This is a genomic window from Macrococcus sp. PK (genome assembly GCF_022501545.1).
Taxonomy (GTDB): Bacteria; Bacillota; Bacilli; order Staphylococcales; family Staphylococcaceae; genus Macrococcoides; species Macrococcoides epidermidis.
The window spans coordinates 250,194-274,384 of record NZ_JAEPRF010000002.1 but is presented as its reverse complement, the minus strand read 5'-3'; the positions used below and the strand labels follow the sequence as shown (position 1 = coordinate 274,384).

At 34.3% G+C, this 24,191-nt stretch carries 25 protein-coding genes and 1 other annotated feature; of the genes, 2 read left to right on the top strand and 23 right to left on the bottom strand.

Annotated features, from left to right (window positions below; genetic code table 11):
* Positions 1-14: 14 nt before the first annotated feature.
* From JJJ02_RS01705 to zapA, 7 genes are all read right to left on the bottom strand, one after another.
* A complete protein-coding gene (locus JJJ02_RS01705) occupies positions 15-626 on the bottom strand; it encodes a succinate dehydrogenase cytochrome b558 subunit (protein WP_096076223.1) in 612 nt (203 codons plus the stop codon).
* A 228-nt stretch (positions 627-854) separates the two neighbouring features.
* On the bottom strand, positions 855-2,666 hold the full coding sequence (gene uvrC / locus JJJ02_RS01700; protein WP_240837061.1) for an excinuclease ABC subunit UvrC: 1,812 nt from the start codon (positions 2,664-2,666) through the stop codon (positions 855-857).
* A 100-nt stretch (positions 2,667-2,766) separates the two neighbouring features.
* The gene (gene trxA, locus JJJ02_RS01695; RefSeq protein WP_096076221.1) at positions 2,767-3,081 is read right to left on the bottom strand and encodes a thioredoxin; all 315 of its coding nucleotides are present in this window, start codon (positions 3,079-3,081) and stop codon (positions 2,767-2,769) included.
* Positions 3,082-3,299: 218 nt separating this feature from the next.
* Positions 3,300-5,636 (bottom strand): endonuclease MutS2, encoded by a 2,337-nt coding sequence (locus JJJ02_RS01690; RefSeq protein ID WP_240837060.1) that lies wholly within the window; start codon positions 5,634-5,636, stop codon positions 3,300-3,302.
* A 5-nt stretch (positions 5,637-5,641) separates the two neighbouring features.
* Complete coding sequence (polX, locus tag JJJ02_RS01685; RefSeq protein WP_240837059.1) at positions 5,642-7,348, bottom strand: DNA polymerase/3'-5' exonuclease PolX; 1,707 nt, start codon at positions 7,346-7,348, stop codon at positions 5,642-5,644.
* Between the two features lie 45 nt (positions 7,349-7,393).
* Positions 7,394-7,945 carry a CvpA family protein gene (locus tag JJJ02_RS01680; RefSeq protein ID WP_240837058.1) on the bottom strand — a complete coding sequence of 184 codons (552 nt, stop codon included), beginning with the start codon at positions 7,943-7,945 and terminating at the stop codon, positions 7,394-7,396.
* On the bottom strand, positions 7,938-8,213 hold the full coding sequence (zapA, locus tag JJJ02_RS01675) for a cell division protein ZapA (protein ID WP_239242495.1): 276 nt from the start codon (positions 8,211-8,213) through the stop codon (positions 7,938-7,940). Before zapA ends, JJJ02_RS01680 begins: the two co-directional genes overlap by 8 nt.
* 107 nt (positions 8,214-8,320) lie before the next feature.
* Here zapA and rnhC point away from each other — a divergent pair, with 107 nt between their 5' ends.
* Complete coding sequence (gene rnhC / locus JJJ02_RS01670) at positions 8,321-9,265, top strand: ribonuclease HIII (RefSeq protein ID WP_240837057.1); 945 nt, start codon at positions 8,321-8,323, stop codon at positions 9,263-9,265.
* 345 nt (positions 9,266-9,610) lie between these two features.
* On the opposite strand, the gene JJJ02_RS01665 is transcribed toward rnhC, so the two are convergent.
* From JJJ02_RS01665 to JJJ02_RS01625, 9 genes are all read right to left on the bottom strand, one after another.
* Positions 9,611-10,576, bottom strand: coding sequence for a nuclease-related domain-containing protein (locus tag JJJ02_RS01665; RefSeq protein ID WP_240837056.1), 966 nt, complete (start codon positions 10,574-10,576; stop codon positions 9,611-9,613).
* A gap of 114 nt (positions 10,577-10,690) precedes the next feature.
* Positions 10,691-13,093 carry a phenylalanine--tRNA ligase subunit beta gene (gene pheT / locus JJJ02_RS01660; protein WP_240837055.1) on the bottom strand — a complete coding sequence of 801 codons (2,403 nt, stop codon included), beginning with the start codon at positions 13,091-13,093 and terminating at the stop codon, positions 10,691-10,693.
* The gene (gene pheS, locus JJJ02_RS01655; protein ID WP_111715362.1) at positions 13,080-14,150 is read right to left on the bottom strand and encodes a phenylalanine--tRNA ligase subunit alpha; all 1,071 of its coding nucleotides are present in this window, start codon (positions 14,148-14,150) and stop codon (positions 13,080-13,082) included. Before pheS ends, pheT begins: the two co-directional genes overlap by 14 nt.
* A gap of 51 nt (positions 14,151-14,201) precedes the next feature.
* Positions 14,202-14,397: a binding site (T-box leader), on the bottom strand.
* A gap of 45 nt (positions 14,398-14,442) precedes the next feature.
* Positions 14,443-14,649, bottom strand: coding sequence for a hypothetical protein (locus JJJ02_RS01650; protein WP_240837054.1), 207 nt, complete (start codon positions 14,647-14,649; stop codon positions 14,443-14,445).
* A complete protein-coding gene (locus tag JJJ02_RS01645; RefSeq protein ID WP_240837053.1) occupies positions 14,633-15,166 on the bottom strand; it encodes a hypothetical protein in 534 nt (177 codons plus the stop codon). Before JJJ02_RS01645 ends, JJJ02_RS01650 begins: the two co-directional genes overlap by 17 nt.
* Positions 15,166-15,654, bottom strand: coding sequence for a hypothetical protein (locus JJJ02_RS01640; RefSeq protein WP_240837052.1), 489 nt, complete (start codon positions 15,652-15,654; stop codon positions 15,166-15,168). Before JJJ02_RS01640 ends, JJJ02_RS01645 begins: the two co-directional genes overlap by 1 nt.
* Before the next feature lie 108 nt (positions 15,655-15,762).
* The gene (locus tag JJJ02_RS01635) at positions 15,763-16,128 is read right to left on the bottom strand and encodes a hypothetical protein (protein ID WP_111715369.1); all 366 of its coding nucleotides are present in this window, start codon (positions 16,126-16,128) and stop codon (positions 15,763-15,765) included.
* A 27-nt stretch (positions 16,129-16,155) separates the two neighbouring features.
* Positions 16,156-16,893, bottom strand: coding sequence for a TrmH family RNA methyltransferase (locus JJJ02_RS01630; protein WP_111715370.1), 738 nt, complete (start codon positions 16,891-16,893; stop codon positions 16,156-16,158).
* A gap of 29 nt (positions 16,894-16,922) precedes the next feature.
* Positions 16,923-17,366 carry a MarR family winged helix-turn-helix transcriptional regulator gene (locus JJJ02_RS01625; protein ID WP_111715372.1) on the bottom strand — a complete coding sequence of 148 codons (444 nt, stop codon included), beginning with the start codon at positions 17,364-17,366 and terminating at the stop codon, positions 16,923-16,925.
* Between the two features lie 137 nt (positions 17,367-17,503).
* Between JJJ02_RS01625 and JJJ02_RS01620 the strand changes: the two genes are divergently transcribed.
* Positions 17,504-19,150 (top strand): alpha-keto acid decarboxylase family protein, encoded by a 1,647-nt coding sequence (locus tag JJJ02_RS01620; protein ID WP_240837050.1) that lies wholly within the window; start codon positions 17,504-17,506, stop codon positions 19,148-19,150.
* A 281-nt stretch (positions 19,151-19,431) separates the two neighbouring features.
* On the opposite strand, the gene JJJ02_RS01615 is transcribed toward JJJ02_RS01620, so the two are convergent.
* From JJJ02_RS01615 to JJJ02_RS01585, 7 genes are read right to left on the bottom strand one after another with little or no spacing between them, the layout of a single operon-like run.
* The gene (locus JJJ02_RS01615) at positions 19,432-19,971 is read right to left on the bottom strand and encodes a histidine phosphatase family protein (protein WP_240837048.1); all 540 of its coding nucleotides are present in this window, start codon (positions 19,969-19,971) and stop codon (positions 19,432-19,434) included.
* 40 nt (positions 19,972-20,011) lie between these two features.
* Positions 20,012-20,473, bottom strand: coding sequence for a hypothetical protein (locus JJJ02_RS01610; RefSeq protein WP_240837046.1), 462 nt, complete (start codon positions 20,471-20,473; stop codon positions 20,012-20,014).
* 20 nt (positions 20,474-20,493) lie between these two features.
* Complete coding sequence (locus tag JJJ02_RS01605; RefSeq protein WP_240837044.1) at positions 20,494-21,069, bottom strand: nucleotidyltransferase domain-containing protein; 576 nt, start codon at positions 21,067-21,069, stop codon at positions 20,494-20,496.
* A gap of 14 nt (positions 21,070-21,083) precedes the next feature.
* The gene (locus JJJ02_RS01600) at positions 21,084-21,491 is read right to left on the bottom strand and encodes a hypothetical protein (RefSeq protein WP_240837042.1); all 408 of its coding nucleotides are present in this window, start codon (positions 21,489-21,491) and stop codon (positions 21,084-21,086) included.
* A gap of 38 nt (positions 21,492-21,529) precedes the next feature.
* Positions 21,530-21,733: a hypothetical protein gene (locus JJJ02_RS01595; protein WP_239242506.1), complete on the bottom strand. Its 204-nt coding sequence runs from the start codon at positions 21,731-21,733 to the stop codon at positions 21,530-21,532.
* Positions 21,734-21,791: 58 nt separating this feature from the next.
* Positions 21,792-22,859 (bottom strand): M42 family metallopeptidase, encoded by a 1,068-nt coding sequence (locus JJJ02_RS01590; RefSeq protein WP_240837040.1) that lies wholly within the window; start codon positions 22,857-22,859, stop codon positions 21,792-21,794.
* A 55-nt stretch (positions 22,860-22,914) separates the two neighbouring features.
* Positions 22,915-24,120, bottom strand: coding sequence for a DUF819 family protein (locus JJJ02_RS01585; RefSeq protein ID WP_240837038.1), 1,206 nt, complete (start codon positions 24,118-24,120; stop codon positions 22,915-22,917).
* Between the last annotated feature and the right edge of the window lie 71 nt (positions 24,121-24,191).

Sequence of the window (24,191 nt, the reverse complement as noted above, 5' to 3'; positions counted from 1 at the left end):
CTAAATTTCTTATCCTACATAAATGCAAATAACGCGCGTAATCCGATGAAAGTAATGACTAAAAATGCACCTAATGACACATAAGCCATAATTTTTTGTGAACGATCTGACTGTGTAATACCCCAACTTACTGCAAATGACCATAATCCATTTGAGAAGTGGAAGATAACACTTACAATACCGATAACGTATCCGATAACATTAATCGGACTATTGAATAAATCTGCCATCATATCGTAATTAATGTGATGTCCTAATGCTGCCTGAACACGTGTCTGCCAAACGTGAATCGCGATAAAGATAAAAGCGATAATACCTGTAATACGTTGTAACAAGAACATCCAGTTTCTGAATGTCGAATAATGAGTCACATTATTTTTAGAAGTAAATGCGATATACACACCATAGATTGCATGGAATAAAATTGGTAAATAAATAACAAGTGTTTCTAATACAATCTTAAATGGTAAATTCCACATAAAGTCTGAAGCATTATTAAAAGCTTCCGGACTATTTACTGCAAAGTGGTTGATCACTAAGTGCTGGATTAAGAATACACCTAATGGAATCACACCAAGTAAAGAATGTAACCTACGTAATGCAAATGATTTTTCTGAGCTTGCCAAGTGAAGTCCCCCCTACACATCTTTTTAAGTAAATTCACAAATTCAATAATACGCCTGTTCAAACGGTAAATCAAGAAACCGATTACAATTTCGTATAAAAAAAGTTTGTGAAATTTAATTTTCATCATCATTGTACCACTCTTTAACGTGCTGTGGAGCATGAAAATGATTCTCAATTAAGTAATTTCACAAACATTTTAATTTAATATTATTCTTTATTATTCTTTATTATTCACTTTGATGTTCAACTTTTTCCTGTTCTGCATTTAAGGTATTGTGTATTTCAGTTGCTAGTTTAATAGGCACTCCGATTTGATTTATTTCTTCAATGGATGCTTCTTTAATACGACGCACTGAACCGAAATGTTTCATTAGCATTAATTTTCTCTTAGGACCTATACCTTCAATCGCATCTAGTTGTGAAGATAAACCTGTTTTTCTACGTGTGTTTCTATGGAAGGTAATCGCAAATCGATGGACTTCATCCTGAATACGTTGTAGTAAGTAGAAGCTTTGACTCTTTTTATTTAATGGAATGATATCAAAGTCTTCACCGTATAGTAATTCAGCAGTCATATGTTTGTCATTCTTCTTTAAACCTGCAACTGGAATATCCAGATTTAATTCGTTAACAAGCACATCGATAACACTGCTCATATGCCCTTTACCACCATCAACAACGATTAAGTCTGGTAAGGGTAAATTTTCTCTTAGCACGCGTGAATAGCGGCGACGAACGACTTCTCGCATACTTTCATAATCATCTGGTCCTGTTACAGTCTTAATTTTATATTTTCTATAATCTCGTTTACTTGGTTTACCATCAACAAAACACACCATTGCAGCTACTGGATCGACACCTTGAATATTTGAGTTATCAAATGCTTCAATACGGACTGGTGTTTCAATGCCCATTGCATTACCAAGTTCTTCGATCGCTTTTACAGTTCTTTCTTCGTCACGTTCAATGATCTCGAACTTATTTGACAAAGCAATCTTCGCATTTTTAACTGCAAGATCGACCATCTCTTTTTTCTTACCACGCTGAGGTTGAATGACTTTTGTATCTACAACAGACTTAATCATATTTACATCCAGTCCAGTAGGTACATGCACTTCTGCTGGCAATAAATTTTCGGCTAAACCATAAAACTGTCCGATAAAATTGTAAAAATGTGACTTTGAATCATCAATCAACGGAATCATCGTCACCTTTCTTTCAATGAGATTACCTTGGCGAATAAAGAATACCTGTATGCACATCCATCCTTTGTCAACCGCATATCCGAAAACGTCTCTTGTAGTCATATCACTCGTCATCATCTTTTGCTTAAACATAAGTGACTCAACATGAGAGATTAAGTCTCGATATTCTTTTGCTTCTTCAAACTGAAGATTTTCAGCACGTTCATTCATCTTTGCGCGTAAGTCATCAATAATTTCTGTATCCTGACCATTTAAAAAATCCGTCACAACCTGAATGTAATGGCGATACTGCTGTTCTTCAACATTATAGACACATGGTCCTAAACATTGTCCGATATGATAATATAAACATAATTTATCCGGCAGATGATTACATTTACGTAGTGGAATAATACGGTCTAATAATTTTTTAGTTTCATGAGCGGCATATGCGTTCGGATAAGGTCCAAAATATTTACCACTATTCTTTTTAACCGTACGCGTAACTAACAATCTCGGGTGTTTCTCGTTCGTAATTTTAATAAAAGGATAACTTTTATCATCCTTTAACAAAATATTAAATCGTGGATAAAACTTCTTGATAAGTGTCAGCTCTAATAATAATGATTCAATTTCTGTATTCGTCACAATGAATTCAAAATCACGTATTTCCAACACGAGACGAGTCGTTTTTTCATCATGTGCACCTGAAAAATATGAGCGGACACGGTTACGTAAATTTTTTGCTTTACCGACATAGATGACTTGGCCATTCTTATCTTTCATCTGATAACAACCTGGTTCATTCGGCAGCACCGCTAATTTACGTTTAATATTTAATTCATAATCTTCCATTACGTTCACCACATTTCTTTACTTACAAATAGTAAAACACAACAAAATAAAAAGAGCAAAATCAAAAGATTTCACTCTTAATATATTAATGCGCTAAATCTTAGTAATGTTTTTCTAAAACAGCTTGTAATTGTTCTTTTGGTTGGAAACCAACAACTTTATCAACTGCTTGACCGTCTTTGAATACGATAAGCGTTGGGATACTCATCACTTCAAATTTAGCAGCTGTTTCCTGGTTCTCGTCAACATCAACTTTAACAATGTTTGCTTTACCTTCAACGTCTTTCGCTAAATCTTCTAATACTGGTGCAATCATTTTACAAGGTCCACACCAAGGTGCCCAGAAGTCTACTAATGTTACGCCTTCTTTAATGTTTTCTTCAAAGTTTGTATCAGTTCCTTTAATAATAGCCATAATATAATTTCCTCCTAGTATTTCTGTTTAATATAAATGGAGTATAGCAAATTAAAATTCGTTGGTCACTACTTTTGCTCACTCACTAATTGTTATACCCTATAATGCAATAAATAAATATATTACACCTGCAATTAACATTAAAATTGACACAACAATCAATACTTTAGCAAGTTTATACATATCGAAGTTATCCAAATCAATCGCCTCACGTTATATTATTTTAATTCCACAACAGTTACACCAAAGCCACCTTCAGATGGCATACCGCCTCTGAATGATTTTACGGCCTTTGATTGCTTTAAATACTGCTGAACACCTTTTTGTAGTGCTCCTGTTCCTTTACCATGGATAATCGTTACTTGTTCGTAATTTGATAGAATCGCCTGGTCTAAATACTGCTCAACTTTATACAATGCATCTTCATAACGTTCACCACGAAGATCCAGTTCCATCTTAATCGTTTGACGATTGGCGCGCGGTACAACGCGGTGTTTCTCCTGTTTCGGTGGCGCTTCTTTTTCAAGTTCATTTAATGGCAGTTTCATCTTGATAATCCCCATCTGAACGACAGCTTCTTCCCCATCTACATCTAAGATAACACCTTTTTGTCCATAACTTAAAACTTTAACATGATCACCTTTTGCAATGAATTCATCCTTAGTCGACTTTTTATTTTGTTTAATCTTTGTTTCGTGATACATACCTGATAATTTTGAACGTTGTTCTATCAACTCGTTTTCTTTAATATCCGCATTTGATTTCAGATTACGCAGTTGCTTTAATAATTCATCCGCTTCTTTTTCAGCTTTTTTAACAATATCATTCGCTTGCTGCTTTGCATTTTCAATTAAGTTTTCTTTTTGTTTTTCGTAACTTGAGAAAGCTTTGTTTAAATCTTTGTGAAGGTTCTGAGCTTCAATCTTTAAAGTTTCTGTCAGAACGCGGTCATCTTCAATTTGCTTTGCATTCTTCTCTAATGAAGCAATCATATTATCAATTTCTTTATTATCCATATTGATCATTTGACGTGCTTCCTTGATGATTGACAAATCAAGTCCAAGCTTCTTAGCGATATCAAAAGCATTACTCTTCCCTGGAATGCCCATCAACAGACGATACGTCGGACTTAATGTCTCTACATCGAACTCCACACTTGCATTCATCACATGATCACGGTTGTAACTGTATGCTTTAAGTTCAGGATAATGGGTCGTTGCCATCGTCATAACGCCTCTGTTTAAACAACGGTCAAGTATACTCATCGCAAGTGCTGCACCCTCAGCTGGATCTGTCCCTGCACCTAGTTCATCAAACATTACAAAGCTTTGCTCAGTCATATTTTCTAATATCGATACAATATTAGTCATATGACTTGAGAATGTTGAAAGTGACTGTTCGATAGATTGTTCATCACCGATATCACAGAATACTTCATCAAAGATACTTATTGTTGCCCCTTCAAATGCGGGAATCATCATACCACTTTGTGCCATTAGAATAATAAGTCCGACTGTCTTTAACGTTACAGTTTTACCACCGGTATTCGGACCAGTAATAATCACAGTGTGAATGTCAGGGTAAAAAACAATATTATTTTTAACGACCGTCTCTTTCGGTAACATCGGATGCCATGCTTGCGGCAAATCTATTGTGCGTTCATCTGCGATATTAGGCATAACCATCTTATTGCGGTTTCCGTATTTCGCTTTGGCAAGATTGACATCAAAATCAGCTAATACCTTGGTCGAATATGTTAATGCATTATCATACTCTGCTACTTCGTTTGTCAGTTCATAAAGAATACGTTCTACTTCTTCGTTTTCCCTATGTGTTACACTGTTTAATTCTGTTGACAGCTGAACGATACTATTCGGTTCAATATAGAATGTCTGACCACTTGATGATGTATCATGGACGATTCCAGGAAAATCCTGTTTGTATTCGCTTCTTACAGGGATAACTTGTCGACCATTACGAACAGTGACAATTGCATCAGATAATTTCTTTTGATTGTTTGAACTACGCACAATTTGTTCTAATTTTTCTTTGATTTTACGATTGATACGATTCATTTCCTGACGAATTTGAGCAAGTTCTGGGGATGCATTGTCATATAGACTCGTTTCATCACACTTCGCCTGAATAGATTCGGCTAGTTCTGTTATCGTTGGTAATTGTTTTAATTGATTGTAAATGAGAGGAATCTCTAATTCGCGCTCTTCAAATTGATTAAAGATATAAGTTTTGTATCGATTAATGACTTTAATGTTATTTTTTATTTTATTGAGTTCGATTACAGATAAGACCGAACCGATGACAGCACGTCGCACAAGTCCTTCAATATCAGAAAGCATGCTCATACCCGGTTCACTTTGTCCCATCTCTATGACACGGGCTTCTTCCAGGTGCGTCATCATTTCACGTACTTCATCAATGTTTGACGTTGGATGTGTAGATTGTAAAATATGTGAAGACAGTTCATTTTGAGAAAACTCAACAACACGTTCTATTATTTTATCGTATTCTAAAATATTTAATGCTTTTTTATTCATAAATGTTACTTCCCTTTTGTTACCCATTCTTTAAACGTTGCACGGTCCATCGTATTGATAACCTGATTTTTCTTCACACGACCTTTAATTGCCGTACCTACGCCATAAGGCATTAAATCAAGTTGATTAATCGCATGTGCATCCGTATTAATGGTTAATTGTAAATCCGGATATTGTCTTAATATGTCCGCTGATAAATCTAAGCGCATTGGATGTGCGTTTATTTCAAGTACTGTATTTGTTTCTTTCGCCATTTGGATCAATTGTTCAATATTCACTGCATACCCGTGTCTTTTACCGATTAATCTTCCAGTTGGGTGTGCAATATGTCTGACATATGGATTTTCGCAGGCATTTTTAAGACGTTTCATAATATCCTCTTCAGATTGTGTGAGCGATTGATGTATTGCACCGATAACATAGTCGAGTTCTTTTAATATATCATCATTATAATCCATCGAGCCGTCACCTAATATATCCATTTCAATACCTGAATAGATGTCTATCTCATTATATTGTTTGTCCAAAGACTTAATCAATGCATTTTGCTCAAGCAGACGTTCTTCAGATAAACCATTTGCTACAAATAAACTTTTTGAGTGATCAGTAATTGCAATGTATTCATATCCTTTTTCAATTGCACGTTCGATCATCTGTTCGATAGAATGCGCACCATCGCTATAAGTCGTATGCATATGAATATCACCCTTAATGTCATTTAAAGTAATGATTTCATCAAGATTTTGTATATCAAATTCTGAACCATCTGTGCGCATTTCGGGCGGAATATAGTTGACATTAAAGTGACGGTAGATTTCTTTTTCTGTTGCATATTGAATAAGTGACCCATCTTCTTTAGTAATTCCGTATTCATTAATCTTTTCATGCTTTGCTTTAGCTAACTGTCTGATACGAATATTGTGATCCTTACTGCCAGTGAAATGCTGTAGCATATGTGCATAGCCTATAGTATCTGTAAATCTGAAATCCGCTGTCGTCACTAAATCATCACGCTCAATCCGCACTGTAATCTTTTCATTTCCCTGCAGCTCAACCTCTTTTATAAATGGTGCTTCACTGATATATTTTGAAATTGCTTTTCTATCAGTGGTATTAATGATGTAATCAATATCACTCGAGAATTCATTTTTCCTTCTGAAACTTCCTGTTGCATCAAATTGTAATATGTCTTTTAACTCAGCGAGATACGCATCTATCATCTGTGTAAATTGATGCATTTGATAAATGCTTAACTTTTCAGTCATCGTAAGCATCTCATCAATACCTTTTAATATATTTTCTTCACTTTTTTTACCGAATCCCGGTAGTTCGCTTATCTTATTATCAATGCATGCCTGCTTCAATTGTTCAATATCTTCGATACCCAGTGCTTCATTAATCTTCACAATTTTTTTAGCACCTAGATTACGAATTTTAAGCATCTGGATCAATCCTTGCGGTGTTGATTCTTTCAAAGTTAATAATAGTGAAGATTCACCGTTCTGCTTGATGTCATCCAGCACTTCAGCAACACCTTTACCAACACCTTTTATTTCTGTGAAATTTTGAAGCGTGTTAATATCCCCCTGAAAAGTTTCGATATTCGCTGCAGCTTTGCGATATGCAGAGATTTTAAATGGATTTTCACCTGATAATTCGAGATACGTAGCAATTGTTTCAAGTTGCTTTATATAATCTTTTTTATTTAACATGTTCATCCTCCATAATAAAAGTCATAGACACTTTTGCCTATGACTTTATTTGAATATTTGAATCAATCCGATATTTTCCCACCACGACTTAGCAATTCCGCTTAAGACAGGCGTATAGTTGACGATAAAGTTAGAAATAAAACTACCTTGTAAATGTTCCTGAATCCAGCCATTTGGCATCATCGAAAATAAAAATAGTACGATAAATAACAGCAGATAACATTCGATAAACCCTAACACCGCACCTAGTGAAGCATTTAATTGTTTTAGCAGTGGTAACTGCGAAATATAATCAAAGACTGTTGCAACAATTTGTAAAATCACTTTACTCATAAAGAAAATGATAATAAAACTCACGACATTATAAAATGTCATCTCATTCGTAACCATATTTAAAAATTCGGATTTATAATTACCTTCAGCTGAAGGAAAAGGAATAATGAGTACAAGATGCTTGGCAAGTTCTGCATAATACATACGTGCAATAATCAGTGAACCAACCGTCCCCAGTAAGTGCAACGATTGTAATATAAAACCTCTTCTTAATCCAATCACAGTACCAAGAATCAAGAAAAATAATAATAATAAATTAATCATTTTGCTCGCCTATTCTTTCTATATTGATTAACTTTTGTTTTAAGATTTCGTACTCTTCTAGTAACTTCACATAATCATCCATTATATTTACCGCCGCTAGCACTGCTTTACGTGAAGTGTCAAGTCCAGCGCTCATACGGGCAATTTCATTAATTCGGTTATCTACGAGACTTGCCACGTGTCGGATATGACTCGGCTCATCTTCACCAATAATCGTATAATGTTGGTCATATATTGTTACAGTGATACGATTTTTAAATTCTCCCATAAAATCACTCCAACATCGTCTTTTATTACTGTTTATGTTACCATTTTTAGAGGAAGTTATACAATAAAAACATATAAGTGAAGAAAAAAATACGGAGTGATATATATATGAGCTCGAATGTTTACCAATTAGATGAAAAATCAGCACTTAAAATAATCAGTTTACTGCCTGAGAGCGATAGCAATTTACCAGCGGGTTCGAAATATCGTAAGAAAATCGAAGGTCATACAGTAACAATTTATAATTCAAATAAATTTATGGTACAAGGTAGTGCCAGTGAAATGCTTGCGATAAAATTACTTGGGAACGCAGGCATTAAAGTAGCTGCCAGTAGTGAGAAGAAGAATGTTGCCGGAAAAACAATAAGTTATGATGCGTTTAACTGCATCGGCAGTGATGAAGCAGGATCAGGCGATTTCTTCGGCCCAATGACTGTAGTCGCCAGCTATGTTTCAAAGAAAAATGCAGAAATATTAAAAGTGCTTGGCGTTATGGATTCTAAAAATTTAAAGGATGATAAGATCATTGCACTAGCAGAACAAATTATCCCGATTATCCCTCATTCTTTGTTAGTATTAGAAAATCCTAAATACAATGAACGAAAAGCGATTGGATGGTCTCAAGTTAAGATGAAAGCAGTGTTACATAACCAGGCGATTACGAATGTATTGAAAAAAATTGATGGCGCACCACTCGATTATATTGTGATTGACCAATTTGCTGTGCAAGGCGTTTATGAGAATTATGCATTAACTGCGATACCCGAACGCGAGAAAACCCGTTTCGAAACAAAAGGAGAATCTAAATCAATCGCGATTGCAGCAAGTTCTATTATAGCGAGATATGCTTTTGTTAAGTATTACGATCAGATTATCCGTGAGACTGGAATTCATATTACAAAAGGTGCCGGAGCTAAAGTGGATTTAGAAGCAGCAAAGATAATTGAAAGAAAAGGGATTGCTTATTTAGACAGTATTACAAAAAAGGACTTTAAAAATCGCGAGAAAGCATTAGGTTTAGTTAACAAAAAAAATAGGAGTGAGATGATATGATGGATTACTTATATATGACGTTCGGGTTATTAGTATTTGTGTATTTATTGTGGTATATCAAAGTGAATCTAATCGATAGACGCAGGAAATGAGATTATCATTAGAGGAAGCGGTTGTATTTTTCTTTTACAGCCGCATTCTTTTTCGTTTGCTGTTCTTTTGTTGAGTACGCGGCTGTATTTTTCTTTTACAGCCGCTTCCTTTTTCGTTCGCTGTTCTTTTGTTGAGTACGCGGCTGTATTTTTCTTTTACAGCCGCTTCCTTTTTCGTTCGCTGTTCTTTTGTTGAGTACGCGGCTGTATTTTTCTTTTACAGCCGCATTGTAATTTATTCTTTTGTTAAAAACTACAAAAAATAATATTCTTCATCATATTTCTTTTTTGTATATTCAACTTCATTTTCTCTAATAAGAAAATCATCAACTTTGTGAGGTAAATATTTACTCTCTTTAAAAGTTCCCAATTTGTGATGTTCTTTCCCGAGCACTTCTTTAACTAAAGTCTTACCCACCCCAGTAAATTCAACAACATCTCTAACGGTAACACCACTATTTTTCAAAACATATATTGCGTCAAATGCAAGACGAACAAGTTCTTTCTTTGTCATTTCACAACCACATGTACACTTGACTTTTTTCGCGGTCTTTGGAACTTTTGATAAAAATGCACGACATTTTGGACACTTTACACCCTTTTTCATTTCACTAAATGGATAGTAATGTATGCGTGGACTTCTTCCTTTATGATCATAGTGGTCCGCAAAAATACGAGCGATTTCCAATTCTTCTGATGTTACTTCACGCTGATTTAAATTCTCTACAATTCGATTAATGTCTTTATCAAATAATATTCTTTTATCACCATTAAACCCACTTACATTAAATTGTTCACCAACAAAAATTATAAAACTCAATACTTGATAACCAAATCCCATTTTATCTACGAATCGCACTAATCTCATATGTTGTTTTGTTTGCAATGCTATAGGATTATGAATGACATAGCCATTTTCACTTATAAAATTACCATCAACATAATTATATTGTCCTTCATAATATTTCGTATCAAAATGCATAATCTTCCCATTTGATATAACAATAAAATCATACTGTGATTGACCGTTTAATCTAAGTCGCATATCCCACAACTTAGCTCCTCCACTACAATCTTTGATCCGCTCATAAAATTGTTCTTCACCTAGTAATCCTTTCTCAGAAGTAAATAAATTTTCTTTATCAAAATCATCCATTTCATAACGTCCAGCAACTTCTAAAATATAACGCTCATATTGATTTAATATCCGTGTCTTCAAAAACAAAGCTTCCACCTCATTTAACATATGTTAACACAAAATAAATATACAACATCCATCTTAAAAAACACAACAAAAAAGAGGCCATCATAAATGATGACCGCTTAACTAAACTTATCCTCTTAACTTGGCACCAGTTGCAGTTAAGTTTTCTAACACTTTATCGTAAATTGGTTTAATATCTTCATCTGTTAATGTTTGTTCTGGGTTTAAGAATTCTAAACGTATTGCCACAGATTTCTTATCTAACGCAATATGTTCTCCCTCATAAACATCGAATACTTTTGCTGATTGTAATAACTTACTATCTGTTGCTTCAATCACTTTAATTAATTCCCCAGTGTCTAATGAGCGCTCAACTTCTAATGCAATATCTCTACTTGTGCCCGGAAACTTTGGAATCATGTTATAGATAATCTGCCCTTGAGCATCATTTAATAAAGCTTTTAGGTCAAGTTCAAAAATATACGTTTCATTTAAGTCGTTTTCTGATTCAAATGAAGGATGTAACTGTCCGATTATACCGACCTTTTTATCACCGACAAATATATCCGCACTACGTCCTGGATGTAATAATTCCTCTTCAGAACGACGATATTCAAACTTAATACCTAGACGTTCGCTGATTGCTTCAACAATTCCTTTTACATGGAAGAAATCAACGGTTTCTTTTTTACCTTGATGATAACTCGGTGTTACCTCTCCAGTGATAATACCTGCAACATGTTCCTCTTCTGAAGGTAATTCAGAACCTTCAACTTTAAAGAACGTGTTTCCAACTTCATAAAATGCCACATTCTTCATTTGACGGGCATTATTATAAACGATAACATCAACTAAATGTGGAATTAATGACTGACGTAATTCAGCATGATCAGCACTCATCGGCATAAGTAACTTAACAGTATCTGCTTGTTTCAATGCAAACTGTTGTGCTTTTTCCTTTGAAACTAATGCATACGTAATTGCCTGGTTTAAGCCTAGTCCTTGTAATAAAGATTTTACAGCACGACGTTTCGCTTGATAATCTGTAAGTCCAACTTGTTTATTCGTTTTCGTAACAGGTAACGTTGCAGGTAACGCATCATATCCATAAATACGAGCAACTTCTTCAACAAGATCTTCTTTAATTGTGATATCACCGCGACGACTTGGTACAACGACACTAAATGCATCACCATCCACTTTAGATTCAAATCCGAGACGCTCAAAAATATTCTTAATTTCAGTGTTTGATATTTCGAATCCGATTAAACGATTAATATCTTCCGTCGTAATTTCAACATTTGTCGTTAATGCAGGTAATGTGCCAGCTGATACGATACCGCTTAAAACTTCACCTTGCGCATTTTCCTGTAAGAGATAAGCTGCACGGTTTAACGCATCTTCTACAAATTCAGCTGCTACACCTTTTTCAAAGCGGCTTGAAGATTCTGAACGTAAGTTTAAGCGACCAGCAGTTTTACGAATATTAAGTGGTGCAAACATCGCTGATTCGATTAACACGTTCACTGTATTATCAGTAACTTCTGAGAAATCTCCACCCATAACACCTGCTAATGCTACTGGTTTTTCACCGTTCGTAATTACGATATCTGATGATAATAATTTACGTTCCTGATCATCTAATGTCGTCATCACTTCTCCATCATTAGCATAACGCACTAAAATTTCTTTAGAGCCAATCTCGTCGTAATCAAACATATGTAAAGGTTGACCAAATTCAAGCATCACATAGTTTGATACATCCACGACATTATTAATCGGACGAACGCCAGCTTTAATTAAACGACTTTGAATGTATTCCGGAGATGGTCCTATTTTTACATTTTTGACAATACGTGCTGCGTAATATGGACTTGCCTGCACGTCATCAATATGAATAGAAATGTAATCACTCGCTGCCGCTGCAATTTCTTTAATTTCAGAAATCGGGAATGATAAATCTTCTTCATATAATGCACTTGTTTCAAATGCTGTACCAATCATAGACATACAGTCGCTACGGTTTGGTGTAAGACCTAATTCCATCACCTCGTCATTTAAATCCAATGCTTCCAAGGCATCCTGACCTGGCTTAACATCGCCTGTAAATACATAGATACCTTCAGAATATTTCTCTGGAACAAGGTTTGAAGCAATACCTAATTCACCTAGTGAACAAATCATACCATTTGATTCAACACCACGTAATTTTGCTTTTTTAATTTTAATACCACCTGGTAAACGTCCACCCGGTAAACAAACGATGACATGCTGCCCTGCATCAACGTTAGGTGCACCACATACGATTTGTAATGTTTCCTCACCAACATTAACCTGGCAAACATTTAATTTGTCAGCATCCGGATGTTTTTCTTTTGACTCGACATAACCGACAACTAAATTTTTTATATCTTTTTTATAGTCAATAATTTCTTCTATCTCAATACCGCTTCGCGTGATCTTCTCAGCAAGCTCTTCTACCGGTAAATCAACTTTAACGTAATCACTTAACCATTCTTTACTTACTAACATCAACATTACCTCCATCTTCAGCACGTAAAAACTGTGTTACAAAACGTAAATCATTTGTATAGAAATGACGAATATCTTCTATACCATACTTCAACATCGCGATACGATCAGGACCCATTCCAAATGCGAAACCAGAGTATTTCTTAGAATCAAATCCTGCCATCTCTAAAACGTTAGGATGCACCATACCTGCACCTAAAATTTCAATCCAGCCGGTACCTTTACAAACGTTACACCCTTTACCTTTACATTTGAAGCAAGAAATATCGACTTCAACAGAAGGTTCTGTAAATGGGAAGAAACTTGGACGCAGACGAATTTCACGATCTTCACCGAACATTTTTTTCGCAAAGTATTCCAATGTTCCTTTTAAATCACTCATTTTAATATTCTCATCAACAACTAAACCTTCGATTTGTGTAAATTGATGTGAATGCGTAGCATCATCTGAATCACGACGGTATACTTTGCCTGGACAAATAATCTTTACAGGGCCTTCGCCTTTACGTGACTCTAACGTACGTGCTTGAACAGGAGACGTGTGTGTACGCATTAATACTTCTTCAGAAATATAGAAACTATCCTGCATATCACGCGCCGGATGAGACTTCGGTAAGTTTAAAGCTTCAAAGTTATAATAATCACTTTCTACTTCATAACCTTCAACCACCTCATATCCTAAACCGACAAATAAATCTTCAATATCCTCGACAATACGATTTAATGGATGACTCGCACCACTCGTAAGTTCTTTACCTGGTAACGTGATATCTACTGTTTCACTTGCTAATTTACGGTTAATTAATTCACGTTGGATTTTTTCTTCAACTTCAGCAATCGCTTTTTCAACCGTTTGACGCGCATCGTTTACCAGTTGACCAAACTTTGGTTTCTCTTCATTCGGTAACGACTTCATTTCTTTCATTAAACCAGTGATGACACCTTTTTTACCTAAATAAGATACTTTAATATCCTGTAATTCTTTTTTCTCAGAAATCGATTGTACTTTTTGAACAGCTTCTTCTTTCAATGCTTGTAATTTATCTTTTAACTCCATCATGATGCCTCCTTAAATTTTTAGAAACAAAAAAATCCTCCCCATCCCTGAATAAGGGACGAAAAGAATTCCGCGGTACCACCCAAATTTGCACAAATGTGCACACTTGTTGATGATAACGGTGTCCACCGGCTTAACTTCTTATTAAGCAACCAAAAAGATGAAAAAATATGTATCGATGACTATCTCTCACCAAACGATAGCTCTCTGAACACGTCCACATATTACGTCTTTTTATCGGTTCTTTATTTCATTAACATTTATTATAATCAATAAAAAAATTATATTCAACCTATAAATCATTGCGTTTATCACGCTTTTCTAAATCTCGTATGCGTCGTTCAAGTTTATTTAAGTTTTTAAGACGTCTTAAAGAATAGACCAACAATGAAATGATTAACAAAATCATTAACAATGAAAAAATACTGAATAGTAACGTACCCCATTCTACACTTGAAGACGCGTTTAACAGCAGCTGGAAGTTAAATATGTTCTCCATGTATTTTATACAGCTCCTTCTCTTCTTCAGTTTCATAAGAATTATTACCAAACACAAGATTTAATATCACGACAAAGAAGATAATTTCATGTGTAAAAGTTACTTTACCTTGATGGTATCGATAAAAACTCCAGAAAATGATAAAACTAAATCCAATAACCAGAATGAGGATTCTAATTACCCAATTGATATTTTTGAAATTAGCTCGTTTAATTTCAAAGGGTAATTGAATGACTTTCATCATTATTACAGCCAGTGTAAATAACAGAGAAAACTTGAAATCATCTAACGAAATCAATCGATCTTGTTCTTTAATCGGCAAATCGTAATATGCATCTGACTGTATAAAAGTATCATTTAAAAAGAAGACATAGATTAAAAAAATTGCAAGCGGAATAAATGTTAGTACAGAAATATAAAGTCTTTGGTTACGATATTGCTTAACACCCATCTTGTATTTTGTATCGAAGAGAGTGGCGAAGTAAAATGCTAGTTCTCTTTTTAATTGTGTGATCATTATGTTTCTCCTTCCAGAAGTTCATCATTTCCAATCCATATAAACTGAGACAATATTAAAACACCAAATGTTGTTCTCATTAATTCAGGTTGTCTGTTCAGAAATAATATGAGGTTTATTACAATATAGATTAGATATAGCATTAGTAAATACAAAATTGGCTTTCTCCAATTTTTTCCTCGTGCATTATAACGATGTATTTCATTTGATACCTGAATGATATGAATCAATAGAAAAAATATACCTGCAAAGACAACATAAAATATGCTTTGATTCATATGATACTGCTTATATGCCTTGTCTTCCATTTTTATCAATTCATTGAAAGCAAGTTCATCATAAAATTTAATAAATAAAAAGAATGTCGGAATTGCGAGTATTAGAATAATAATAAAACTAATCGTATTTTGTTTCTTATATCTCGCTTTATTTACACTAGTATCGAAATCAAAAAAATGTTTAAAGTAAAATTGTATCTCTTCCTTCATTCACACCAACTCCTTATACCAATAATAACATTTTATTACAATTTATTTCATCCATTTTGTTACAGTTCCAAAAAAATATACAAAAAAATAACCCTTCAAACAGAAGAGTTATATCGTATGCTTAATCCCCATCACCATATCGAGTCTTACTAAATTATTAAATTGAGCACCTTTTCTAAAGAATAAAGTGCATAATGCTTTGTCTTCAATCAATTCATGACGATTATTTTCGCGTGTAATCTCAACCACTACAATACTACTTTCACTTTTCTGCGCATTATAGATGACTTCAAAATCCCACTCTTGATCGGATTCAAACCGTTGCTGTAATAAATCAATTAATCCATCATAATCCATTACAATTTCTTCACATTCATTATTGATAAAAGTTGCTTTAATATCATGCGAAATAATTTTTTTAATTTGCACTATATCCTGATTACTCCATGCAGCTAAAAAATGAAAATACGCCATGCCCACACTTCTCTCTATTTTATGTTGTTAAATCAAGTGATACATTAATATACCTGCACATACTGCCACATTTAAACTTTCAGCTTTACCGTGTATCGGTACATAAAGATTTATGTCCGTTTGATCAAGTATCGCCTGATCTACACCTTGTCCTTCATTACCAAGGACTAATAAAAATGAATCCGTTTTTTCAACTTGATGATAGTCTACTGAATTTTCAAGACTTGTTCCCATAACTTTACCATCCACTTTTTGTCTTGCCTCTTCAAAATCCATCTCTATGACCGGAATATGAAAGACACTGCCTTGTGAGGCACGTAACACTTTATCGTTATAAATATCGACTGTGCCTTTCGCTATAATTACAGCATCTATACCTGCAGCATCTGCGGTACGAATAATTGTGCCGACATTGCCGGGATCCTGTATGCGATCCAGATAAACTGCGCGGTTCAATGTAACGTCGTCGATTGATGGCATATTACAAACTGCATAAATACCTTGAGGTGCTTCAGTTTGAGATAATTTCTCTGCAATCTTAAATGTTATTTCGTATTGCTGTTTACTGTTCTCAACCATCACTTCAGTCAACTTATCAGGATTTACAGTCAAGATCATTTCAATATCAATATTACTTTTTGCTGCTTCTTCTACTAAATGAAATCCTTCAAGTAAAAATTGACCTGTTTTCTTACGCTCTTTTCTTGCATGTAGTTTTGCAATCTGTTTAATTTTAAGATTGTTTACTGATTCTATAAGTTCCATACGTTACCTCGCTTATTATTCTTATCTTATTATGACTCTTTTTCATGCATAATGATACTAAATCCTTCTCTTTTTTGTGATAAACCTTCCATGACTTTATACCAGTCATAACCATGTTCAGAAAACATTTCATCCATCAAATCCCTTTGTGCTTGATTTAACTTCTCAATTAAAGCATAGCCTGACGGCGTGGGATGTAATTCCTTCAGTCGCTTATCATTGGTTGCTGTTTTTTCTTTAATGAGCGCTTTTTCTTTTAATACTTTTAATGTATTGTGTGAACCTTGCTTAGAAATTTCAAGCACTTGAAGTAATTCTTTTTGTGTAATCCCCGGTTTCATACAAATGAAAAATAGAAAACGGTGATGTTGTCGCTGCATGCCATATTGTTCTATAATCTCGTCAGCTGTGGTGATATACGTCTTATAGGCAAAATAAAATAGTAAATGTTCATTGTCACGATCCGGCGTCATTGTATTCTCCTTTAATATACTTATCTTTATTATACCCACTATTGCACTTATTTCAATTAATAGGTCAATAGTGTTGACTTATTATTTTTCACATATTATATTAAAGAAAGAATAATTAATATAAGGAGAGAATATTGATGAAACAAAGAATCGGTCAACTATTATTAGATACATTAGCAGTAAACGGCATAGATAAAATGTTTGGTGTGCCCGGTGACTTTACATTAGCCTTTTTAGATGATGTTGTACGACATGACAAAATTGAATGGATTGGTAACACGAATGAATTAAACGCAGCGTATGCAGCAGATGGTTATGCACGTGTTAAAGGATTAGCTGCAGTGAGTACAACTTTTGGTGTAGGTGAATTAAGTGCGGTCAATGGTATTGCCGGAAGTTATGCCGAACGCGTACCTGTTATAAAGATTGCTGGCGGACCATCAAGTATCGCTCAGCAAGAAGGACGATACGTTCATCATTCATTAGGTGAAGGTGTGTTTGATGCTTATTCTAAAATGTATGAACACATTACTTGTGCAACAACAACTTTGACAGTTGAAAATGCGCAAACAGAAATACCACGCGTAATCAATGCAGCTATTCGTGAACGTCGTCCTGTTCATATTCATTTACCGATAGATGTTGCATTAACAGAAATTGAAGTAACAGATGCTCCTGTTGCGTATCAGCACGCAGCAAAAGACGTATCACAGTATATCGAAGCAGTTAAAGAAAGATTATCAAAAGCAAAACAACCTGTATTCATTGTAGGTCATGAAATTAATTCATTTGATCTACACGATAAACTTGAACAACTTGCAGACTTAACAAATATTCCGGTAGCTCAATTATCACTCGGTAAATCAGCCTTTAATGAAGAAAATAATAAATATTTAGGTATCTTTGACGGAAAAATTGCTGAGGAAAATGTACGTAACTATGTAAATAACTCAGATTGTATTATTAATTTAGGAGCAAAATTAACTGACTCAGCGACTGCTGGATTCAGCTATGAATTTGACGTTAACGACGTTATCTTCATGAATCAAAATGACTTTAAAGCTGGCAGTGTTGTAAGTGATGACGTTTCAATCATCGATTTAGTAGATGGATTATTGACATTAGACTATAAGAATAGTGCCGACTATCCTAAATTTAAACGCTCTGAGATGGATTATGTATTAAATGATGAACCGTTAGTTCAGGAAAACTATTTTAAATTAGTTAATGCCTTCTTAGAAAAAGATGATATCTTACTTGCCGAACAAGGGACATCATTCTTTGGCGCATATGATTTATCACTTTATAAAGGCAATCAATATATCGGACAACCATTATGGGGATCAATCGGTTATACATTCCCGGCATTACTAGGAAGCCAACATGCCGATGTAAACCGTCGTAACCTATTACTGATTGGAGATGGGTCTTTACAATTAACAGTTCAAGCATTATCAACAATGATTCGCACAGGCATTAAACCGATCATCTTCGTTATCAATAACGATGGTTATACTGTAGAAAGACTCATTCACGGTATGGAAGAACCATATAATGATATTAAAATGTGGAACTATAAACAGTTACCAGAAACATTTGGTGCAAAAGATGAAGTTGTTGTACACGACGCGAAAACTTCGAACGAATTGAAAGCTGTAATGGATAAAATTAAAGCGGATAAAGATCACTTACATTTCGTTGAAATCCATATGGCAGTTCAAGATGCACCGAAAAAATTAATCGACATCTCTAAAGCATTTGCAGAAGCAAATAAAAAAGCATAATATTTAACCCCCGTTTACTCATAAATATGAGGAGACGGGGGTTTCTTTGATTGTGGATACCATAATATGGCTGCATGTGCCCACTTTGTATAAATAGTGTGCATCTGATTACTTTTATTTACAAATATTGCGCAGTGTCCAACAAGAGTGCGCAAGAATTTGAAATAAATTACAACTACTGCACATTTCACATTCAGAGTGTGCAGAAATTGTAAACTACTTACAAATATTGCACTCAACTCATACAGTATGCGCAACATTTTCAAATTTATTACAACAAATCATATATATTTAACCACTACATTTCCGCCAATTTCATATTCAAATACATCTGGCATGTTCATTTCACAGAAATCATTATAACCAAACGCCCCATCAGTCAGATGATTAAACAATACTGAAAAAGAAGTACCATGACCACAAATAATTAAGTCACCCTCGCTCCCTATAATCAGATCTTCAAACGCCGGCACAATTCTTTGCTTAACATCATTCAATGATTCACCATTCTCAAGTTTATAATCAAAATCCTTCCACTGACGTTCTGCAAATTCCGAGAAATTATCGATCCAATCACCAACCATACGCTCATAAAAATTATCTAAAATCTCTATCTTCAAACCTTTATTTTCAGCAATCGCCGTAACTGTATCCAATGCACGTTTATAAGGGCTAGAAAAAATCCCTGAAATTTCTTTATCTTTAAAAATCTCAATTAAACCTTGAGCAAGCCTTACACCATCTTCAGTCAATGGTGCACTTTCATCATGTTTATACGAAATATCTCGAATGGAGTGTCTAATAAAATATACTTTGCTCATTTAACTACCCTTTCATCTGAAACATCATTTTTAATCATTTTTATAATTCTTCAGAATTCGGAAAATGTTCTAGCAATTCATCTTGAACTTTCTCATCATCTATTAAAATTATCGTTCTTGAACTATCCATCGCTATTAATTCAAATACTGATTTATTCTCTATATGCTTAAATCCGCTATTATAATAAGGTTGTTCATCAGTGATATCATAATCCTTTGAATCCTCAATAATTTCTTCCCAGGAAACTTCATTAGGAAATCCTGATAATACACCCCATATCCACTGCACATCTGAATATTGTTCCAACATTAAATATAACGTTTCTCCATCTATAAATTGATTATCTGGATCATCAAACGGTAAAGTATTATAGTTAAAATCCCCATTATGCTCATGGGGATATATCTTCCATTTGAGAGACTTCACATATTCTTCAATGTGTTTAAATACTTCAAAAGGATATGTAACAAATCCACCTTCATTCAGGAGAAATCCCTTCATGAAATCACTCCCTTATCATTTTATTTTCTATCTAGTTTATCGAATTTTAAAACTGAATCCAACCACGCTTTCTGCCTTTCCTCAAGCACTGGATATATATTATGATAATCATCTAAATCTTTTTCTCTAACATTACTGCTATTCATTTTATACAACAATTGAATTTCAGGTTGTATTATTTTCATATCATTCTTAACAAAATATATATCTTCAATTTTTTTCCTAACAGCAGCGTTTCTTTTATAGATCCAATGTCCCGCTTCTTCTTCAAAAAATAAAATTTGAATAATAAATGATTCTTTATCATCATTTGCAATCCACAAACTGTCAGTAGAATGAACTTCATTAAATAAAGATAAACTTAAAGAACCATCCCTTGCTGTATAAACTTTATAATTATTAAAAAAATCTAAAATCCGTTCTAAATATTTAAAGTTCACCAATATATCAATATCTTCATGATTTCTCGTTTTTCTTCCTAGAAACTCATCCAGTGCAATCCCTCCAGCCAAATACCAATCAAAGTCTGCATCATGCATTATTTGCTTTAAAGATTCTATACTAAGTAGCTGCCAATTATTAAAGTCCGTCCTCATTCTCAACGCCTCTCTTATATTCTGGCTATTAAAATGATTTCATCTTCTATTTTGTAACCAATAAATTTTATATTAAAGTTTTTTTCCAAGACGAGGATGTATCTTTTTTTATCTACAGCTTCTTCTTTTCCATCAACCTTATAATAATCCTCAACCTGTATTATTAATTGTGAATTCATTGGATACGTCTCATTAATATATAATACGTTCTTATATTCCGAGAAATCTTTCTGTGCTTTAATTATCATTGTCTTATAAAAAGAATAAAGTACTTTATCATTATGATACATATCAAATACATATACAAACTGAGGTATATAAATATTAATATAGTTTAATATCTTCATTTGCTCATCATCGATAGTACTTTGCGCTATCCTGTTAAATAACCTTTTCTTTCCTCTTAACTTCTTTAATCTCATTCTCTCCTCCAAAAAAAATACCCACTTCTCAGTAGGTATTACGATGATTTCGCTTCAAATTTATAGGCTTTTGTGAGCTCGTTTGTAATGATTAACTCATAATCAAGGTTGCGTGATTCTGCACCTTCAACCAATATATCAATTTCCTGCTGATTAAAATATCTTTCAGTTGCTACTAAAGACACTATCATTATTAATGACAGCATGATAATTACTATTAGACCTTTAGTAATTGCTTTCATAATTACCACCTTAGTTGTTTTTTATCATCTTATCATAAACAACCAAATTTATACAGTATTAGTATGTTTGCCCTATAATCTTATCCACTAATGCATCATCCAGTCCTTCAACAACTGCTGTCATCAATTTCACTGCACTGGTATAATCTTCTCGGTTCATCATAGATACATTACTATGAATATAACGTGTTGGTACAGCGATTGTTACTGCTGGCACACCTGTGTTACTTTGTGCGACGTGTCCTGCATCTGTGTAGCCACCTGTTAAGTGATCGAACTGTATTGCAATATGGTGTGCTTTTGCGACATCAATAATATATTGTTTCAATGCAACATGCGCGATATTCCATGCATCGGCTAATATAATAACTGGTCCGTCACCCAACTTCGCATTACCTGCATCCTCCATACCAGGCGTTAATGAACAGAAACATACATCCATTGCAATCGCGAGACTTGGCTTTACTAAGTTAGCAGCTGTCTTTGCACCTCGAGACAATGTTTCTTCCTGTGTTACGGCTCCGGAATATAGATTAATCTTTGGTGAAGTAACATTTTTAACAACTTCATATGCAAGTGCACATCCAAAGCGATTATCAAATGCTTTTGCTAACAGATAATTTGGATTTTCCATCACTTCAAACTCAGTATATGGTGTTATACAATCTCCAACTTTAATCCCTGCTGCTATTGTTTCATCAAGTGATGCCGTCCCGATATCTATAAACATATTTTCTAGATTTACTTTATTTCTCTCTTCAGCACTTAACACGTGTGGCGGCTTCCCTCCGATTACCCCTCTTATATCCCTATCTTTCGTATGTATCGTTACTTTCTGACTTGTCATCACTATCGGTGACCAGTATCCGAGACTTGTAAACTTTATAAAGCCTCGTTCAGTGATGTCAGTAACCATAAAGCCAATCTCATCAAGATGGCCTAATAACATGATAGCGTGTTCACTATTCGCTTTACGGACACCAAATATACTGCCAGTGTTATCACGTACCGTTTCAACGTTAATCGTTTCAAATAATTGCTGCATTAATTGTGTCATCGGCAATTCAAATCCCGCCGGTGCATTACATTCTGTCATTTGTTTAAGTAGTTCTAGTTGCTGATCCATCAATACATCTCCTATTCCACCGTAAACTTATATTTTATGTCATTATAGGATATTATTACATATACTGTCCTAAAAATACACCAATCGCTGTGCCGACATAGTTTCCGATAATATATCCGAGTGTACCTACAACAAGAATCGGTCCGATCAATTTATGCCAGCCTTTGGCAATGGCTAACGCTGCTGCAGTTGTCGGCCCTCCTATATTGGCATTACTAGCAAGTAATATTTCCTCTAAGTCTGCGCCAATTAATTTACCGGCAACTAAACTTATGACAAGATTTAACATTGCAATAATAAACACAAACAATAATAGCAATGGTGCTGTCTGTATTATTAAAGGTATTGAAGCTGGAATTCCTAATACGAAGAAGAAAAGATATATAAGAAATGTTCCAAATTCATTACTACCATTTAACTGTTTAAAGAATTTAGGGAATAGTAATAGCAATACAAATGTAAACGTCGTTAAGATTAAATATTTATCTGTTACAAGACCTGTAAACATTTCATATAAAATATTGCCATCCGCTTTCGGCAAAATATCAGTCATAAATGCTGACAGTTTAAATGATACAGCTACAATAAAAAATGCTGCACCGAAATTTAACGCAATATCGAGTAGAGAGATTTCTTTGCGACTGAAATAATCATCCTGCCCTGCAATATGTGTTCCTTCTACTTCATCAATGTGCGGTGTATTAAATTTCTTTCTAAAGAATTGCATTGTAGGTATCGCCATTAAAGTTAAAATAAATATCGCTGTCATTAAGTTATCTGCAACTACTGCAGCTGATATTACATCTTTAGGTGGATCAAACTTTAAAGTCATGGCTGCAAAATTCACACCACCCCCAATATAGCTTGCACTCATCATCGCACTTAATTTATCGAGATAAGGGATATGTTCTTTTAGTAAAAAGAATGCTACTAAAGTCCCGGCTATTGTCCCCAACGAACTTAATAAAAATATACCGAGTAAGCGACCGCTTTCTTTCCATATTGCTTTAATATCAATTTGAAATAATAATAACGGTAAAGCTAGCGGAATAATAAAACCCCATACTTGATCATAGACAACGGACTCTGTAGGTATCACTTTAAAGTTTGAAAGTAACAGTGCAAAGATTAAGGCAATAATAGCCCCTGAAACTTTGGCTGCCCATTTATATTTTAATTCAAGATAAATACTTAGACTGCTGAATATTACAATAATCGCCCATAACGACATGACATCGTCTGCTGCAAAAAGTGTCTTCATCGTTTACCTCCTCAAAGCATTATACTTCTAATTTATCAGAATATTCTATATTATTGAAGAGGTAATTATTT

Excerpts from the sequence above, each read along its gene's own strand:
- rnhC (WP_240837057.1), top strand. The coding sequence starts at position 8,321 with ATGAGCTCGAATGTTTACCAATTAGATGAAAAATCAGCACTTAAAATA.
- JJJ02_RS01615 (WP_240837048.1), bottom strand. The coding sequence starts at position 19,971 with ATGAGCAAAGTATATTTTATTAGACACTCCATTCGAGATATTTCGTAT.
- JJJ02_RS01635 (WP_111715369.1), bottom strand. The coding sequence starts at position 16,128 with ATGGCGTATTTTCATTTTTTAGCTGCATGGAGTAATCAGGATATAGTG.
- pheS (WP_111715362.1), bottom strand. The coding sequence starts at position 14,150 with ATGGAGTTAAAAGATAAATTACAAGCATTGAAAGAAGAAGCTGTTCAA.
- JJJ02_RS01630 (WP_111715370.1), bottom strand. The coding sequence starts at position 16,893 with ATGGAACTTATAGAATCAGTAAACAATCTTAAAATTAAACAGATTGCA.
- pheT (WP_240837055.1), bottom strand. The coding sequence starts at position 13,093 with ATGTTAGTAAGTAAAGAATGGTTAAGTGATTACGTTAAAGTTGATTTA.
- JJJ02_RS01610 (WP_240837046.1), bottom strand. The coding sequence starts at position 20,473 with ATGAAGGGATTTCTCCTGAATGAAGGTGGATTTGTTACATATCCTTTT.
- JJJ02_RS01595 (WP_239242506.1), bottom strand. The coding sequence starts at position 21,733 with ATGAAAGCAATTACTAAAGGTCTAATAGTAATTATCATGCTGTCATTA.
- JJJ02_RS01625 (WP_111715372.1), bottom strand. The coding sequence starts at position 17,366 with ATGACGCCGGATCGTGACAATGAACATTTACTATTTTATTTTGCCTAT.
- JJJ02_RS01590 (WP_240837040.1), bottom strand. The coding sequence starts at position 22,859 with ATGGATCAGCAACTAGAACTACTTAAACAAATGACAGAATGTAATGCA.
- JJJ02_RS01680 (WP_240837058.1), bottom strand. The coding sequence starts at position 7,945 with ATGATTAATTTATTATTATTATTTTTCTTGATTCTTGGTACTGTGATT.
- trxA (WP_096076221.1), bottom strand. The coding sequence starts at position 3,081 with ATGGCTATTATTAAAGGAACTGATACAAACTTTGAAGAAAACATTAAA.
- JJJ02_RS01600 (WP_240837042.1), bottom strand. The coding sequence starts at position 21,491 with ATGAGATTAAAGAAGTTAAGAGGAAAGAAAAGGTTATTTAACAGGATA.
- polX (WP_240837059.1), bottom strand. The coding sequence starts at position 7,348 with ATGTTAAATAAAAAAGATTATATAAAGCAACTTGAAACAATTGCTACG.
- JJJ02_RS01605 (WP_240837044.1), bottom strand. The coding sequence starts at position 21,069 with ATGAGGACGGACTTTAATAATTGGCAGCTACTTAGTATAGAATCTTTA.
- JJJ02_RS01645 (WP_240837053.1), bottom strand. The coding sequence starts at position 15,166 with ATGATCACACAATTAAAAAGAGAACTAGCATTTTACTTCGCCACTCTC.
- JJJ02_RS01640 (WP_240837052.1), bottom strand. The coding sequence starts at position 15,654 with ATGAAGGAAGAGATACAATTTTACTTTAAACATTTTTTTGATTTCGAT.
- JJJ02_RS01585 (WP_240837038.1), bottom strand. The coding sequence starts at position 24,120 with ATGAAGACACTTTTTGCAGCAGACGATGTCATGTCGTTATGGGCGATT.
- JJJ02_RS01650 (WP_240837054.1), bottom strand. The coding sequence starts at position 14,649 with ATGGAGAACATATTTAACTTCCAGCTGCTGTTAAACGCGTCTTCAAGT.
- uvrC (WP_240837061.1), bottom strand. The coding sequence starts at position 2,666 with ATGGAAGATTATGAATTAAATATTAAACGTAAATTAGCGGTGCTGCCG.
- zapA (WP_239242495.1), bottom strand. The coding sequence starts at position 8,213 with ATGGGAGAATTTAAAAATCGTATCACTGTAACAATATATGACCAACAT.
- JJJ02_RS01620 (WP_240837050.1), top strand. The coding sequence starts at position 17,504 with ATGAAACAAAGAATCGGTCAACTATTATTAGATACATTAGCAGTAAAC.
- JJJ02_RS01690 (WP_240837060.1), bottom strand. The coding sequence starts at position 5,636 with ATGAATAAAAAAGCATTAAATATTTTAGAATACGATAAAATAATAGAA.